A 13,605-nucleotide genomic window follows, 5' to 3' on the forward strand; every position below is an offset into this window, starting at 1 on the left:
TCCGCCTCGCGCAGAATCTTCACCATCTGCTCTTCCGTAAACCGACTCTTCTTCATGGGGGCTTCCTTTCCGTCGGAAGCCATTCTCTCTCAAGAATCAGTCGGTCCGAGAATCGGCCAGCAGGTCAGCGCGACTCTGGCCCGATGCGAGGACGCACGAGTGCTCCGCTGCACGCGCTGTAGCGTCGGCGGCTCGATCCAAACCAAGGAGCGCCGATGATCCGCGCCGCTTGCCACTGCACCGCCGTGCGCTTCGAGATCGCCGAGCAGCCCGAGTGGGTGCTCGACTGCAATTGCACGATCTGCCGCCGATACGGCGCGTTGTGGACGTACTTCGAGGGAGCCGATCAAGCGAAGCTGCTGGCCACACCTTCGCGAGACGCGACCGAGGCGTACGTGTGGGGCGACCGCATCCTCGAGTTCCGTCGCTGTCGAACCTGCGGCTGCGTCTATCACATGCAAACCGCGGACGCCCAGCAGGTGATCTTCGGCCTGAACGCGCGGCTCATTCCGACGCTCGATCCTGCGCGGGTGCGAATCGTGCAGATGAACAACTCGCACAGCGGCTACTTCTGGACGCGCTCCGACGGCCCGCCGCGCGCGAGCCATCATCCCCACATGCCGATGCCTGGGCCCCTGGACTGGCGCTGAGACTGCGCGCCGGCACGGGATCGCTCTTGTTACGGCGTGAGCTCAGTCGCCCGCGCGACTGCTCGCGACTCGGACAGCGAAAGCGGACGTGCCGCCGTCGACGGGAATCGCCGCGCCTGTGAGGAACGACGCCTCGTCGCTGCAGAGCCACACCACCACGCTCGCGACCTCGCTCGCCTCCGCGACGCGCTCGAGCGCCGCGTGGGCGAGGTCCTTCAGGTAGTCGGGATTGCCGGCGAAGTTCGCGACGAGCCCCGGCGTGCGAATCGTGCCGGGGCACACCGCATTCACGCGAATCCCGCGCTGCCCGTACGCCACCGCGGCGTTCTTCGTCAGGCCGATCACGCCGTGCTTGCCCGCGGTGTAAGCGGGGTTCGAGAGCGTGCCGCCGAGACCGGCGAGCGAAGACGTGTTGACGATCGCGCCGCGGGTGTTCGAGGCGAGCATCGCCGCCAGCTCGGCGCGCAGGCACATCAGCGTGCTCGTCAGATTGAGGCGCAGCTCGGCCTCGAACGCGTCGAGATCGATCTCGTGCATGGGCCGCTCGCCACCCTTCACCGAGCCGCCGACGTTGTTGAACGCGCAGTCGAGCCGCGCGAAGCGCTGGAGCGTCGCGCGCACCATCTCTTCCGCCGCGCCGCGCTGCGTCAGATCCGCCGCAAAGAACGCCGCGGCGCCGCCGCGCCCGACGATCGCCCGCGCACATGCGGCGCCCGCGCTCTCGTCGCAGTCGACCACCATCACGCGCGCGCCTTCCTCGGCGAAGCGCAGCGCCGCCGCCTCGCCGATGCCCTTGCCTCCGCCCGTCACGATCGCAACGCGTTCGCGAAGCCTCATGCTGACTCCTCCAAGCGGCGGTCGCGCCGCTGAGACTGGATCCGTCGCGGCCCGAACGTTGGTCCGTCGCGTTCGAGCGCGCCCGTTCGCCGCTCGCGAGCTACGGGCCCTCTTCGAGGACTCGAGCCGAGAGCTGCGCGCGCTGAAGGCGCGCGGCTGAAGAGGGCGCTGCGCGCAGGAACCCAATCGCGATCGCGGCGGGCAAGAGCAGCGCGCCGAGCGCGATCCACGCGCTCGTGTACGCGCCCGTGGTGTCGCGCAGGTGGCCGGCGAGCCAGGGGCCGGCCGCGGACAACATCGAGAACGGGCCGACCATCCCCATCACGAGGCCGAACGACGCGGTGCCGAAGTGGCGGCTCACCACCGCGGCGAGCAGCGGCAGGTTCGCGCCCGCCGCGAAGCCGAGCAGCGCGCAGATCCCGGCGAGGTCCGCGTAGCGGAGCTCGCGCGTGAGCCAGGCGAGCATGAGCGCCAGCGCCGCGACCGAGCTGCCTAACAACCAGCGCACGTCGACACGATCGGCGAGCGCGCCGAACCCCACCTTCGCGAACACCATCACGAGCGCGAGCGTCGAGACGAGCCACGCGCTGGCTCGCGCGTCGATCCCGGCGTCGAGGGCAACCGGCGCAAGGTTCTGCTGCACCGCGCCGAACACGGTGCCGGTCGCGGTGAAGGGCACGACGATCCACCAGAAGATCGGCGCGCGAAGCACGTCGCCCGCACCCCAGCGCTGCGGCGCCGCGGGAAGTGATGCCTCGTGCGCCGCGCGCCCGTCCGCCTCGCCCGCGACGCCCGCCTCGCTCGGCGAGCCGCGCACCATCCACCACACGAGCGGGACGACACCGCCGACCACGAGCGCCGCGAGCACGTCGTTCGCGACACGCCAACCCACGGACTCGTGAAGCGCGGTCACGAGTGGCGGCAACGCGAATCCGCCGAGGGAGGTGCCCACGCTCGAGATGCCGAGCGCGAGACCGCGGCGCCGCGTGAACCAGCGCGTCGCGAGCGTTTGCGCGGCGAGCGGACCGGAGAGCAGCATGCCGAGGACGACGAGCGACGCGTAAAGCGCCTGCAGCTGCGCCAGCTGCGTCGCGCGCCCCGCGAGCACGAGCGCCGCTGCGAGGCTGAGCGCGCCCGCGCACACGAGCGCGCGAATCGAGAGGCGATCCATCGCGCGGCCCGCGAGCGGCGCGAGCGCGCCCATCCCGATCTGCATGCCGAGATAGACCGTCATCACCTCGCCGCGCCCGACACCGAACTCGCGCGACCACGGCGCGACGAAGAACGTGAAGCAATAGATGCCGATGCCGAAGCTCAGCGCTTGAAACACCACCGCCACCGCGAGGACGTTCCAGCCGGAGTACCAAGGCATCGTGGTCCGCCCGCGCGAGTGCGCCGTGATTCAGGGGAGTGAGCGTATCGCTGAAGCGGAGCGAACGAGCGACTCCGCCGCGCGCGTCACGCGCGCCGCTTTCGACTCGCGGGCGTTGTGGAACGGATGAGCCTCGAAGCTAAGGAGCACCTCTCCCGCTGGGTCGCGAACGAACGTTCTGCCAAGCCCAGCCTCGCCGAGACCGTTTCGTCACCTATGGGGCGACTCGCATTCCCGTCGGAGGCATGGAAAGCAGTTGCAGGCGACCCAGCGCCCCGCCGAGGATGGGCGCGGGGCCATAACGCCCGTGTCAGGGCACTCGAAAGGAATCGAACATGCGATCTCTCTCAGCAGCAGCCTTTGCGGGACTCGCCTTGCTGCTCCTCTCGCCGGCGGCGACGCGTGCGGATGGCCCAAAGGTCCGAACCATCACCGTCGACGTCGCCGAAGACTTCTCCAAGTTCGTCCCGACGTTCGTGAATGCGGGCGACGGCGAGCCCAAGGTCGGGAGCTTTTTCCTCACTCAGGGCCGTCTCTTCCCGGCCGGCACGATCCAGGGCGATGGCTCGACGTTCGACCCCAACTCGGCAGGCTCAATCGGAGAATGGCTCTGTCGGGGGACGCATCTCGCGGACGCTTCGAAGATCATCTCGGGCGAAGCGCCGATCTGGGTGATGACAACCCAGCAGTATCTCCTGCCCGGCGACGACCGCTCGATCTCGACGGAAGGTCGCGAGGGATCTGCGCCGATCTTGCGCGCTGTGATCGGAGGCACTGGAGTGTTCCGCGGGGTCGTAGGAGAACAGCGGCAGGAGCTCTTGGGGTTCAACGCCACGGGCGGCGTGAACCTGCGAGTCACGTTCACGCTGCGATCGCCGAACTGAACGGGCGCGCAGAGCCGGCGCTCACCCGCTGGGCGCACTTCTTGTTAGGTCCGCGAGCCCCACGCTCAGCCGGATTCCCCTGCTCTTCCGCGCGCTTCCGCACCTCGCGCTGGTGGACGCGGCAGGGCTCGAACCTGCGACCCCCGGCTTGTAAGACCAGTGCTCTAGCCAGCTGAGCTACGCGTCCGCGCCGCGCACTGTACGTCCACGCGGGCGACCCGCTCGAAGCCGGCGCGCGAAGCCGCGCCACCAAGGCGATCTCGCGGCCACTACCTCAAGAGTCCGACACCGCCGCGGGAGATCACGTATGCGCAAGTGGAGTGCAGGAATCGCTCTGGTCGGTTTGCTGTGCGCGAGCCCTGCCGTCGCGGCGACCTACTACTACGTCGACTGGACCAGCTCGAGCCCGAGCGCTGGCACCGCTGCCGGCACCATCACGCTCCCGGACAGCTCGACCGTCAGCGTCACGTTCAGCGTGACCGAGCCGAACGGCGCGGCGGGCGCGTACACGTTCGGCCAGACGAACAGCGGCACGAACTATTGGGTGCCCGCGGCGCCGTACCTCAGTACGCAAGTCGACAACTCGCCGCCTGATTCCGACATCCTCGCGCTGACCGGCGGCACCTCGACCACGACCTACACGATCACGCTCTCGGAGCCGATCAGGGACCCGATCATGGCGATCGTGAGCCTCGGGCAGCCGAGTGTCCTCGTGACCTATGACTTCGACCGTCCGTTCACGATCGTGAGCCAAGGAGTGGGCTTCTGGGGCGGAGGTCCGAGCGCGCTCACACAGCTCCCCGGCGACGTGCTGCAGGGTCAGGAAGGGCACGGCACGATTCAGTTCATCGGGACGTTCTCGACCTTCTCGTGGACGGCGCCGACCGCCGAGTTCTGGCACGGCTTCACCTTCGGGATTCGCACCACCGAGCGCATCGAGCCAACGCCGGAGCCGGGCGCGCTCGCGCTGCTCGCTGCGGCGGGCGCCGCGCTGGCGCTCTCGCGACGGCGCACGCGCACCTGATCGCTCGCGCCCAGCGACGCGGCGGCAGCGCCGCCCTCACGCCCTCACCTTCACCGTCGCACTGCCCGGCGTCGTCACGTCGCCGCGCTCGTTCGTGACGCGCAGCTCGAGCTCGGCCGTGCGCGCGCTCGCGTCGAGCGCGCTGATCGTGCCGCCCGTAACAAGTGTCTCGCCGAGGTAGGCCGCGCGGCGGTTGCTGTAGGCGAAGCGCGTGAGGTCGCCCGCGTCGCCGAGCCAGTTGAGCACGCACTGCGAGAGCCAGTCGCCTTGCAGGGGGCCGTCGATCACGATCGCGGGGTACTTCTCGACCTCGGTGGTGTACGCCGCGTCGTAGTGGATGCGGTGCGGGTTCCACACCGCCGCGTTGTACATGAAGAGGCTCACGTTCGTGGCGGTGTGCGCACGCGTCGGCAGCTCGAGACCGACGCGCAGATCGGCGAAGCGCAGCGTCACGACATCACCTCGCGATCGCCGTCTGGATCTCTTCGAGCACGAGCGCGCCGCTCGCGTCGGTGATGCGCGTGGTGCGCACCGTGAAGATGAGCGGGCCCTGCGCGCCGCTCTTCTCGACCATGTCGGTGATGCGCGATGTGGCGGTGAGCGTGTCGCCTGCGCGTATCGGGCGCAGCATGCGCAGCTCGGTACCGCCGGCCATCACGCGCTTCAGCGGCAGTGCGGGGCCGCCGCCCTGCGCGCGCGGCAGGCCGTCGGCGCGCATGTCTTCGAGCTTGCGGAGCGGGCCGAACAGGTTGAACACGAACATCGGCGGCGCCTCGTCGCCGCGCAGATACTTCTCCTGCAGCTGATCCGTCGCGACGGCGTACTTGACGATGTCGCGGCGGCTCACCTCGACCGTGACGGGCGCATCCTCGCGCCCGATCCAGCGGCGATGCTCGTCCGTCAGCAGCGCCATCAGCCGGGCAAGCCGTCGGCGATGAAACCCCAGCCGCGGCTCGACTTCTGCCGCAGCGGGATCGCGGCCTGATAAGTCGCGCTCGCGTACCACGCTTCCGCAGCTGCGCGCGTGGGGAACTCGATCACGATGCAGCGCTTGTGATCGGGCGCGCCTTCGAGCACGCGGGTCTCGTCCGCGAACACGCGCAGCTTGCCGCCGTGCGGCGCGAGCGAATCGCCGGCGGCCTTCAGGTACGCGGCGTAGCCGGCGGGGTCGTGGATGTCGTTCATGAAGATGGCGTAGGCGGGCATCGCCCGACCGTATCGCGCGCGGCCTACGCTGCGCTCATGCGCACGCTCACCGTCTACGTCGACGTGAAGTCTCCGTACGCCTACCTCGCGCTCGCGCCGACTCGCGCGCTGTGCGCGGCGCACGGCGTCGCGATCGATTGGCTGCCGTACGTGCTCGACATCCCGTCCTACCTCGGCTCCGCGCGGCTCGATCCCGCGACCGGCGCCGTGATCGAGAGCGCGCGGACGGAGGCGCAGTGGCGCAAGGTGAAGTACGCGTACATGGACGTGCGGCGGCAGGCGAACCGCGCGGGGCTCACGATCCGCGGCACGCAGAAGATCTGGGACACGCGGCTCGTGTCGATCGCGCTGCTCTTCGCGAAACGAGTTGCGCCCCCGCGCGTGGACGCGTGGCTCGATGCCGTGTTCGCGCCGTTCTGGCGGCGTGAGCTCGATGTCGAGCAGTGCAGCGTCGTCGAGGAGACGCTGCGCGGCGTAGGGATCGACGCGCGCGGCTTCGCGGAGCTCGCCGCGGGCGACGGCGCGCGCGAGCTCGAGCGCGTGATGGAGGAAGCGCACGCGCGCGGCGTGTTCGGCGTGCCGAGCTTCTTGTTGGGCGGGGAGCTGTTCTGGGGCCGCGAGCATCTGCCGCTGATCGGGGAGCGCCTCGCGGCGACTCGCTGAGCCGCAGGACGCGCGGCGTAATCACGGCCGGGAAGAGCCGTGCGCGGATGGGCGGGTGCGTCGAACTGAGATAGAAACTGCCTTCCGCCGGAGGTCCCATGCCCAAGATCGAGCCGCATCGGAGTTGGCTCGCGCTCGAAGCGCGCGCCCAGCGCGAGAGCGATCCGCGCGTGCGCACGCTGCTCACGGCGGTGCGCGACCACATGGAGCACGAGATCAAGGGCCACCTGCCCGAGCTGATGGCGACGCTCACCGCGAGCCCCGTCTACCACTTCTGGAACCCGGCGGGCTCGTTCAAGCTCGAAGGGCGCACCGCGGTCGAGGGCTTCTACTCGAGCATGATCGCCGCCGGCGGCAACGAGTTCGAAGTGGTGGTGGAGAAGATCGTCGCCGACAGCGCGAACGTGATCACCGAGGGCGCCGTGAAGCAAGTGCGCAGCGGCGCGGAGCTGATCGCCGCGGGTCGCAAGGAAGTCGCGGGGCAGCCCGTGAAGCCCGATGAGCTCTTCCTCACGCGCGCGCAGCTCGTCACGGTTTGGCCGAGCGACGCGGAAGGCAAGCTCGTCGGCGAGGACATCTACTTCGGCGAAGACGCGCTCGCCTCCGCCGAGCGCATCTCGCGCGCCGACCTCCCGCCGTATCACCGCCTGTCGCAATAACAACTGAGGATCCCATGTCCGAGTTTCAGCTGAAGAAGACCACCGCCCCGCCCGTCTCGGGCACCCCGCTCGAGCGCATCGCGAAGCTCGAAGACGTGATCCGCAAGGGCGGCGACGAAGCGCAGCAGCTGCGCCGTTTGCCCCAGCACACGGTGGATGCGCTGATCGACGCCGGCATCTTCCGCATCGCCATCCCGCGCGAGCTCGGCGGCGACGACGCGAGCATCACCGAGACGATCGAGATCCTCGAAGCGATCTCCGCGATCGACGCCTCGGTGGGCTGGAACGTGATGCTCGGCAGCGAGATCAACGCGATGGCCGCGGGCGGCATGGACAAAGCGCTCGCGAAGGAGGTCTACCTCGACGACCCCCGCGTGATCATGTGCGGCGGCGGCGGCCCGGGCTCGCAGCCTTCGCGCGCGGACAAGCAGCCCGACGGCTCGTACCTGGTCTCGGGCCAGACCACGTTCATCAGCGGCAGCCACAACGCGACGTGGTGCTTCATGATGGGCCCCGTCTTCGAGAAGGGAGAGCTGCTCAAGGACGCGAACGGTGGACCGGTCGTGCGCAGCTTCTTCTTGCACCGCTCGCAGTGGGAGATCGTCGACACGTGGGACGTGGCGGGCCTGCGCGGCTCGGGCTCGCACGACGTGCGCGCGACCAATGCGCTCGTCCCCGCGAAGTGGGCGGACGTGCAGCTGCTCGTGCTGCCGCCGCACTACCCGAACCCGGCATTCCGCGTGCCCGTCGCGCTGCGCCTCGCGTACAACAAGGCCGCCGTCGCGATCGGCGTCGCGCGCGGCGCGCTCGACGAGTTCACGGTGCTGGCAGGGACGAAGGTGCCGTGGCTGACCGCAGCACCCCTGCGCGATCGCCCGGTGGCGCAGCAGCGCTTCGGCGAGGCCGAGGCGCAGTTCCGCGCCGCGCGCGCGTACTTGATGGAGGCGATGCACGAGATCGAGGAGGAGCTGCACGGCGGCCGGCCGATTCCGTCGCCGCGCGCCACGCAGAACGGGCGCCTCGCCTGCACGCACGCGGCGAACGCCTCGATGCACGTGGTCGATCTCATCCACAACACCGCCGGCACGAGCGGAATGCGCATGCACAGCCCGCTCGAGCGCAAGCTGCGCGACGCGCACGGCTGCGCGACGCACCGCTGGGTGGCGCACCCGCTCTACGGTGAGCTGGGCAGGATCTTGTTGGGCCACGAGGCGTCGCCCGAGTTCATGGGACTCGGCTAGCGCTCACAGCGCGAGCGGCGGATCCAGCACGCCCTCGGCGGCGAGGCGCGCGAGCGACGCGTCGTCGAGGTGCATGCGCGCGAGCACGGCCTGGAAGCGCGGCGACGCGAGCAGGCCCGGCCGGCGCGCCTCGATCGGCAGCATGCACACGCGCGCGAGCGAGCACGCGCTCGCGCCCTGATCGAGCGCGCGCTCGAGCCACGCTGCGCCCTCCTCCAGCTCACCGAGCTCGAAGCACACCCACGCGATCGCTTCGGCGTAGATCGCGTCCTCGCGCGCGAACGAGCGCATGCGCGCGAGCGTCTTGCGCGCGCGCGCCTCGTCGCCGCTGCGCGCTTCGAGGCGCCCGCGCATCTCGAGCGTCATGCGGTGATCGATGCCCGCGAGCGACTGCATCTCGCGCAGCGTCTCGCCCGCGGCGGCGAAGTCGTTCGCTTCCAGGCTCGCGAGCGCGAGCGCGAGCAGCGCCCAGCTGTGATGCGGACTCGCCTCGCGCGCGCGCGAAGCCTCTTCGCGTGACGCCGCGAACTCGCCGCGGAAGCGCAGCACCGAGGCGAGCAGCACGAGCGTGGTGACGTTGTTCGCGTCGAGCGCGAGCGCGCGGCGCAGCATGCGCTCCGCCGTGCCGAGCTCGCCGAGCTCGCGATAGAAGCGCGCGGCGTAGTGCGCGAGCACGTGCGGATCGCCCGGGGCGACACGCAGCGCCTGCTCGAACAGCAGCCGCATCTCCGCCCAGTCCCAGCTGCGCCAGCGCACGTCGAGCGCCTTCGCCATCAGCGCCTCGGGCTGCAGCGGATCGAGCGCGAGCGCGCGCTGATACTCGCTGCGCACGCGCTCCGAGACGTGGGGATACGGCGCCTCGTACGAGGAGCGCATCGCATTCACGTAGGCGTGAAGACCGTGCGCGGCGGCGAAGCGGTCGTCGAGCTCGATCGCGCGCTCGAGCTCGGCGAGGCCCTCGTACCGGAAGCTCGGCCGCTCGGCGAGGTACTTCGCGCGCGCGAGCGCGTACTGCTCGAGCGCGCCGCTCTTCACGTCGCGCGGCCCAGGCGCGAGGCTGCGCTCGCCGGCGCGCATCGAGAAGCGCGCTGCGATCGCCGCGGCGGCTTCGCGGCGCAGTGCGTCTTCGTCGCCGCGCGCAGCGCGCAGCGATTCGGCCCACACCACGAGCCCCTCGCGCGCTTCGATCAGCCGCGCGGTCACGACGAGGCCGCTCGCTTCGCGGCGCACGCTGCCTTCCAGCACGAGCGGCGCGGACGCCGGTACGCCCGCGGCGACGCGCACGCCGGGCAGCGCGCCGAGCGCGAGCACGAGCTCGTCGCGCAGTGCCTCGCAGAAGCCGGCGAGCGCGCCGCTCGCGTCCTCTGCGAAGCGCTGCACGGCGACGATTTCCGCGCGCTAGTCCTTGCGTTCGCCGGGCTGCGCCAACCACGCCACCGCCGCGTTCAGCACGTAGCCACGCTTTGCGATCGTCGTGACGTAGGCGCGGCCGTGGCGCGCATCGCCGAGCGCCTGCCGCAGCACCGAGATGCTGCGCGTGAGCACGTCCTCGCTCACCACGACGCCGTTCCACACGTCGCGCAGCAGCACCGCGCGCGGAATCACCTCGCCGGGCGCGACCGCGAGGCGCAGCAGCAGGTCCATGATGCGCGGCTGAAGGCGCTGCTTCTTCCCGTCGCGCTCGATCAAGCCCGCGAGGGGATGCACGCTCCAGTCGCCGATCGTGAGCCGGCTCGCGAGCACCCCACCGCCACCACCCGTGCCAGTGCCTCGATACACGTTCCCTCCGCGAGCGCGCACCTCGCTTTAAACACCTGGGCTCGCATCCGGTTCACGAGAGGAGGTTTTCAGGAGCTTTTTCCGGTCATCCGGCACAGCACGCCGAGCGTCAGGCCGCGTTCTGCCCACTGCGCACCCACCGGAGAACGCCGTGACGACACTTCGCGCCGCTCGTTTCAGCTCGCGCCTCGCCTTCGCCGCGAGCCTCGTGTGCTCCGCACTCGTGGCCGGCCGCGCCGAGGCGCTGCGAGAGCAGGAGCCGGTTCTGGAGCCCAGGGAGTTCGCAAACCTCGGGGGCGTGCTCGACCACGCGAAGCGGAGGTGGCACGCGAGATCGCTCGCTGAAGACCGCGAAGTGCTGGGCGGAATCTTCGAGTCGCTGCGCGCACCGGCGCGCTTCATGTACTCCGCCGCACTCGGTGCGCGGGGCGCCGACGAGATTCGCGTGCGGCTGCGCGTGCCCGCGGGCTTCCGCCTCGCCGCGATCTGGCACACGCACGGCGCCGACGGTCTCGGCCGCGCCTGGTTCTCCGCGCGCGACGTCGCGATGGCGGAGACGACGCGCGTGCCCGTCTACCTCCTCGCGCCGAGCGGCGATGCGCGCGTGTACCGCCCCGGCGACGCAATCGCGAGCGCCGCCGAAGCGCGCGCCGAAGGGCTCGGTTGGAGCGAAGGGATCGCGCGCGGCGATGCCGTGCAGCTCGCCGAGGGCAGCGACGAGATCGCGCTCGCGGCGTCTGCGAGAGCAGCGGTGGAGAGATGCGCGCAGTCGCCGTCGTGAGGGTGGCCCCCGGGTCAGACGTGCAGCGCTCTCCCGAGGCTCGCGAGCACCGACTCGTGCATCGACTCCGAGATCGTGGGGTGCGGGAAGATGGTCTCGATCAGCTGCTGCTCCGTCGTCTCGAGGCCCATCGCGATCGTGAAGCCTTGGATCAGCTCCGTGACGCCGGGGCCGGCGAGGTGAGCGCCTAACAGCTCGCCGGTGGTGGCGTCGAAGATCGTCTTCACGAGGCCGTTCGAGTCGCCGATCGCGATCGCCTTGCCGTTGCCGACGAGCGGGAACTTGCCGACGCGCAGCTTGCGGCCCGTCGCCGCGGCGGCGCTCTCGGTGAGCCCCACGCTCGCGACCTGCGGGTGCGCGTACGTGCAGGTCGGGATGCGCTCGCGCCGAATCGCGTGCGTGGCGTGGCCGGCGATGTGCTCCATCACGAGCACGCCCTCGTGGCTCGCCTTGTGCGCGAGGCACGGCGGGCCCGCGACGTCGCCGATCGCGAAGATGCCGGGCTCCGCGGTCTCGAAGTGCGCGCCGGTCACGACGAAGCCGCGCTCCGCCTTCGCGCGTGTCGTCTCGAGCCCTAATGACTCGACGTTGCCCGTGACGCCAACGCTCAGGATCGCGCGGTCGAAGCTAGCCTCGAGCGCGCCCTGCTCCGCGGCGAGCTTCGCGACGAGCGCGCCGCTCGCGCGCGCGAGGCTCTCGACCTTCGCGTTCGTGTGGATCGCGATGCCCTCCTTCTCGAACGCCTTGCGTGCGAACGCGGAGATCTCCTCGTCCTCGACGGGCAGGATGCGCGGCAGCACCTCCACGACCGTGACGTCACTGCCGAGCGCGCGGTAGAAACTCGCGAACTCGATGCCGATCGCGCCTGAGCCGATCACCAGCAGCCGCTTCGGCATCTCGCGCGGCACCATCGCCTCGCGATAGGTCCACACCAGCTCGCCGTCGGCCTCGATGCCGGGCAGCGCCTTCGCGCGCGCGCCGGTCGCGAGCACGATCGCGTCGCTGCGCAGCTCCTGCGCGGCGCCGTCCTTGCCCGTAACGACCAGGCGCCCCGCGCCCGCGAGCTTCGCTTCGCCGTCGAGCACCGTGACCTTGTTCTTGCGCAGGAGGCCCTTCACGCCGCGCGAGAGCTGGTCCGCCACTGCGCGCGAGCGCTTCACCACCTTCGCGGCGTCGAAGCCGATCTCGCCCGTGACGATTCCGTAATCACTCGCGCGCCTCATCTCGCGCAGCAGGTCGGCCGTGTGCAGCAGCGACTTGGTCGGGATGCAGCCCCAGTTGAGGCAGATGCCGCCGAGGTGCTCGCGCTCTACGAGCGCGACGCTCATGCCGAGCTGCGCGGCGCGAATCGCCGCGGCGTAGCCGCCCGGGCCGCCGCCCACCACGATCGTGTCGAACTGTTGGGTCATCTGGCTCTCCAACTCTCCGCTCGGCTCCGAAGACTCCGCCTCGCTGCGCGCTTCGCTTGCCGCCTCAGACCAGCAGCCGGTACGGCGCTTCGAGCAGGTCGCGCACGGTCGCGAGGAAGCGCGCCGCGGGCTCGCCGTCGAGCACGCGGTGATCCCAGGTGAGCGAGAGCTGCATCGCCTTGCGCTTCACGGGGCGATCGCCGTCCCAGCCCACGTCGTCGCGGATGCGGTTCACGCCGATGATTCCGCTCTGCGGCGGGTTCAGGATCGGCGTGAACGTGTCGACGCCGAACATGCCGAGCGTCGACACGCTGAAGGTGCCGCCCGCGTAGTCGTCCATGCTGAGCTGGCCCGCGCGCGCCGCCTTCACGAGCCGCGCGGACTCCTGCGCGATTTCCTTCACGCTCAGCTGCGAGGTGTTACGGATCACGGGCACGACCAGGCCCTCGTCGAGCGCGACCGCGATGCCGACGTGGATGTCCGGCAGCAGCGCGATCTCCGTCTCGCCCATCGCGCTGTTCATGCGCGGATGCTGCGCGAGCGCCTTGGTCACGGCGCGCACCACGAGGTCCGTGTAGCTCGGCTTCACCGCCTCGCTCTGCCACTCCGCGATCAGCTGCTCGCGCAGCCGCACCGCGTCGTCCATGCGCACGTCCATGTTCATGGTGAGCTGCGCGCTGGACTGGAGGCTCTGGAACATGCGCGTCGCGATCGTCTTGCGCATGCCGCGCAGCGGGATCTTCTCGCCCGCGCGCGGGCCCGTAACGACTGTGGGCGCGGCGGCCGGACGCGACGCCGGCGCAGCGCGTTTCGGTGCGTCCGCAGCGGCCTCGATGTCTTCCTTCACGATGCGGCCGCCGGGGCCCGTGCCCTTCACCGCCGCGAGGTCGACGCCGAGCTCTTGCGCGAGCCGGCGCGCGAGCGGCGAGGCCTTGATGTCGCGCGCTTCCGCCGCCGCGGGCGCTTCGCTCGCGACCGCGAGCACGTCGGCCTCGACGATGCGGCCCGCGGGGCCGCTGCCCGCGAGCGCGGCGAGATCGACGCCGCGCTCCTTCGCGAGCCGGCGCGCGATCGGCGACGCCACGATGCGCTCGTTCGCC

The 13,605-nt window shown here is 70.6% G+C and carries 16 protein-coding genes and 1 tRNA gene; 7 read left to right on the forward strand and 10 right to left on the reverse strand.

Translation table 11 applies throughout. From position 1 onward, the window contains the following. Positions 1–215 precede the first annotated feature (215 nt). On the forward strand, positions 216–650 hold the full coding sequence (locus tag FJ091_21285) for a GFA family protein (GenBank protein ID MBM4385890.1): 435 nt from the start codon (positions 216–218) through the stop codon (positions 648–650). 42 nt (positions 651–692) lie between these two features. Here FJ091_21285 and FJ091_21290 read toward each other — a convergent pair whose 3' ends face one another. Both FJ091_21290 and FJ091_21295 read right to left on the reverse strand, forming a co-directional pair. Further along, on the reverse strand, positions 693–1,487 hold the full coding sequence (locus FJ091_21290; protein MBM4385891.1) for an SDR family oxidoreductase: 795 nt from the start codon (positions 1,485–1,487) through the stop codon (positions 693–695). Positions 1,488–1,587: 100 nt separating this feature from the next. Further along, positions 1,588–2,859, reverse strand: coding sequence for an MFS transporter (locus FJ091_21295; GenBank protein ID MBM4385892.1), 1,272 nt, complete (start codon positions 2,857–2,859; stop codon positions 1,588–1,590). 374 nt (positions 2,860–3,233) lie between these two features. Between FJ091_21295 and FJ091_21300 the strand changes: the two genes are divergently transcribed. Then, positions 3,234–3,743 carry a hypothetical protein gene (locus tag FJ091_21300; protein MBM4385893.1) on the forward strand — a complete coding sequence of 170 codons (510 nt, stop codon included), beginning with the start codon at positions 3,234–3,236 and terminating at the stop codon, positions 3,741–3,743. Positions 3,744–3,853: 110 nt separating this feature from the next. Here the strand turns inward: FJ091_21300 and FJ091_21305 are convergent. Then, positions 3,854–3,930, reverse strand: a tRNA-Val gene (locus tag FJ091_21305). Between the two features lie 120 nt (positions 3,931–4,050). On the opposite strand from FJ091_21305, the gene FJ091_21310 reads away from it, so the two are divergent. Then, positions 4,051–4,767, forward strand: coding sequence for a PEP-CTERM sorting domain-containing protein (locus FJ091_21310; protein ID MBM4385894.1), 717 nt, complete (start codon positions 4,051–4,053; stop codon positions 4,765–4,767). Between the two features lie 36 nt (positions 4,768–4,803). Here FJ091_21310 and FJ091_21315 read toward each other — a convergent pair whose 3' ends face one another. From FJ091_21315 to FJ091_21325, 3 genes are read right to left on the reverse strand one after another with little or no spacing between them, the layout of a single operon-like run. Continuing rightward, entirely contained in the window at positions 4,804–5,214 is a 411-nt protein-coding gene (locus FJ091_21315) for a hypothetical protein (GenBank protein ID MBM4385895.1), read from the reverse strand. 10 nt (positions 5,215–5,224) lie between these two features. Next, the gene (locus tag FJ091_21320; protein ID MBM4385896.1) at positions 5,225–5,680 is read right to left on the reverse strand and encodes a MaoC family dehydratase N-terminal domain-containing protein; all 456 of its coding nucleotides are present in this window, start codon (positions 5,678–5,680) and stop codon (positions 5,225–5,227) included. Next, on the reverse strand, positions 5,680–5,973 hold the full coding sequence (locus FJ091_21325) for a DUF1330 domain-containing protein (GenBank protein ID MBM4385897.1): 294 nt from the start codon (positions 5,971–5,973) through the stop codon (positions 5,680–5,682). Before FJ091_21325 ends, FJ091_21320 begins: the two co-directional genes overlap by 1 nt. 36 nt (positions 5,974–6,009) lie before the next feature. Here FJ091_21325 and FJ091_21330 point away from each other — a divergent pair, with 36 nt between their 5' ends. The 3 genes from FJ091_21330 (at position 6,010) to FJ091_21340 (ending at position 8,536) form a co-directional block, all read left to right on the forward strand. Beyond that, positions 6,010–6,636: a DsbA family protein gene (locus FJ091_21330; GenBank protein ID MBM4385898.1), complete on the forward strand. Its 627-nt coding sequence runs from the start codon at positions 6,010–6,012 to the stop codon at positions 6,634–6,636. Between the two features lie 98 nt (positions 6,637–6,734). Then, entirely contained in the window at positions 6,735–7,295 is a 561-nt protein-coding gene (locus FJ091_21335; protein ID MBM4385899.1) for a hypothetical protein, read from the forward strand. A gap of 14 nt (positions 7,296–7,309) precedes the next feature. Next, positions 7,310–8,536, forward strand: a complete 1,227-nt coding sequence (locus tag FJ091_21340) for an acyl-CoA dehydrogenase family protein (protein ID MBM4385900.1) — start codon at positions 7,310–7,312, stop codon at positions 8,534–8,536. Between the two features lie 3 nt (positions 8,537–8,539). Here FJ091_21340 and FJ091_21345 read toward each other — a convergent pair whose 3' ends face one another. Together FJ091_21345 and FJ091_21350 are read right to left on the reverse strand one after the other, a co-directional pair. Continuing rightward, on the reverse strand, positions 8,540–9,916 hold the full coding sequence (locus FJ091_21345) for a hypothetical protein (GenBank protein ID MBM4385901.1): 1,377 nt from the start codon (positions 9,914–9,916) through the stop codon (positions 8,540–8,542). A gap of 18 nt (positions 9,917–9,934) precedes the next feature. After that, a complete protein-coding gene (locus tag FJ091_21350) occupies positions 9,935–10,315 on the reverse strand; it encodes a winged helix-turn-helix domain-containing protein (protein MBM4385902.1) in 381 nt (126 codons plus the stop codon). Between the two features lie 151 nt (positions 10,316–10,466). Here FJ091_21350 and FJ091_21355 point away from each other — a divergent pair, with 151 nt between their 5' ends. After that, a complete protein-coding gene (locus FJ091_21355; protein MBM4385903.1) occupies positions 10,467–11,096 on the forward strand; it encodes a DUF4329 domain-containing protein in 630 nt (209 codons plus the stop codon). Between the two features lie 14 nt (positions 11,097–11,110). On the opposite strand, the gene lpdA is transcribed toward FJ091_21355, so the two are convergent. Together lpdA and FJ091_21365 are read right to left on the reverse strand one after the other, a co-directional pair. Beyond that, positions 11,111–12,505, reverse strand: a complete 1,395-nt coding sequence (lpdA, locus tag FJ091_21360; protein MBM4385904.1) for a dihydrolipoyl dehydrogenase — start codon at positions 12,503–12,505, stop codon at positions 11,111–11,113. Positions 12,506–12,569: 64 nt separating this feature from the next. Beyond that, a partial coding sequence (locus tag FJ091_21365; protein MBM4385905.1) for a 2-oxo acid dehydrogenase subunit E2 occupies positions 12,570–13,605 on the reverse strand: 1,036 nt, incomplete at its 5' end.

The organism is Deltaproteobacteria bacterium, from assembly GCA_016875395.1.
In the GTDB taxonomy this organism is placed as follows: Bacteria; Myxococcota_A; UBA9160; order UBA9160; family UBA6930; genus VGRF01.

What these genes read in the sequence shown, in the direction of transcription:
- FJ091_21285 (MBM4385890.1), top strand. Translation starts at nt 216, where the DNA reads ATGATCCGCGCCGCTTGCCACTGCACCGCCGTGCGCTTCGAGATCGCC.
- FJ091_21290 (MBM4385891.1), bottom strand. Translation starts at nt 1,487, where the DNA reads ATGAGGCTTCGCGAACGCGTTGCGATCGTGACGGGCGGAGGCAAGGGC.
- FJ091_21295 (MBM4385892.1), bottom strand. Translation starts at nt 2,859, where the DNA reads ATGCCTTGGTACTCCGGCTGGAACGTCCTCGCGGTGGCGGTGGTGTTT.
- FJ091_21310 (MBM4385894.1), top strand. Translation starts at nt 4,051, where the DNA reads ATGCGCAAGTGGAGTGCAGGAATCGCTCTGGTCGGTTTGCTGTGCGCG.
- FJ091_21320 (MBM4385896.1), bottom strand. Translation starts at nt 5,680, where the DNA reads ATGGCGCTGCTGACGGACGAGCATCGCCGCTGGATCGGGCGCGAGGAT.
- FJ091_21325 (MBM4385897.1), bottom strand. Translation starts at nt 5,973, where the DNA reads ATGCCCGCCTACGCCATCTTCATGAACGACATCCACGACCCCGCCGGC.
- FJ091_21330 (MBM4385898.1), top strand. Translation starts at nt 6,010, where the DNA reads ATGCGCACGCTCACCGTCTACGTCGACGTGAAGTCTCCGTACGCCTAC.
- FJ091_21335 (MBM4385899.1), top strand. Translation starts at nt 6,735, where the DNA reads ATGCCCAAGATCGAGCCGCATCGGAGTTGGCTCGCGCTCGAAGCGCGC.
- FJ091_21340 (MBM4385900.1), top strand. Translation starts at nt 7,310, where the DNA reads ATGTCCGAGTTTCAGCTGAAGAAGACCACCGCCCCGCCCGTCTCGGGC.
- lpdA (MBM4385904.1), bottom strand. Translation starts at nt 12,505, where the DNA reads ATGACCCAACAGTTCGACACGATCGTGGTGGGCGGCGGCCCGGGCGGC.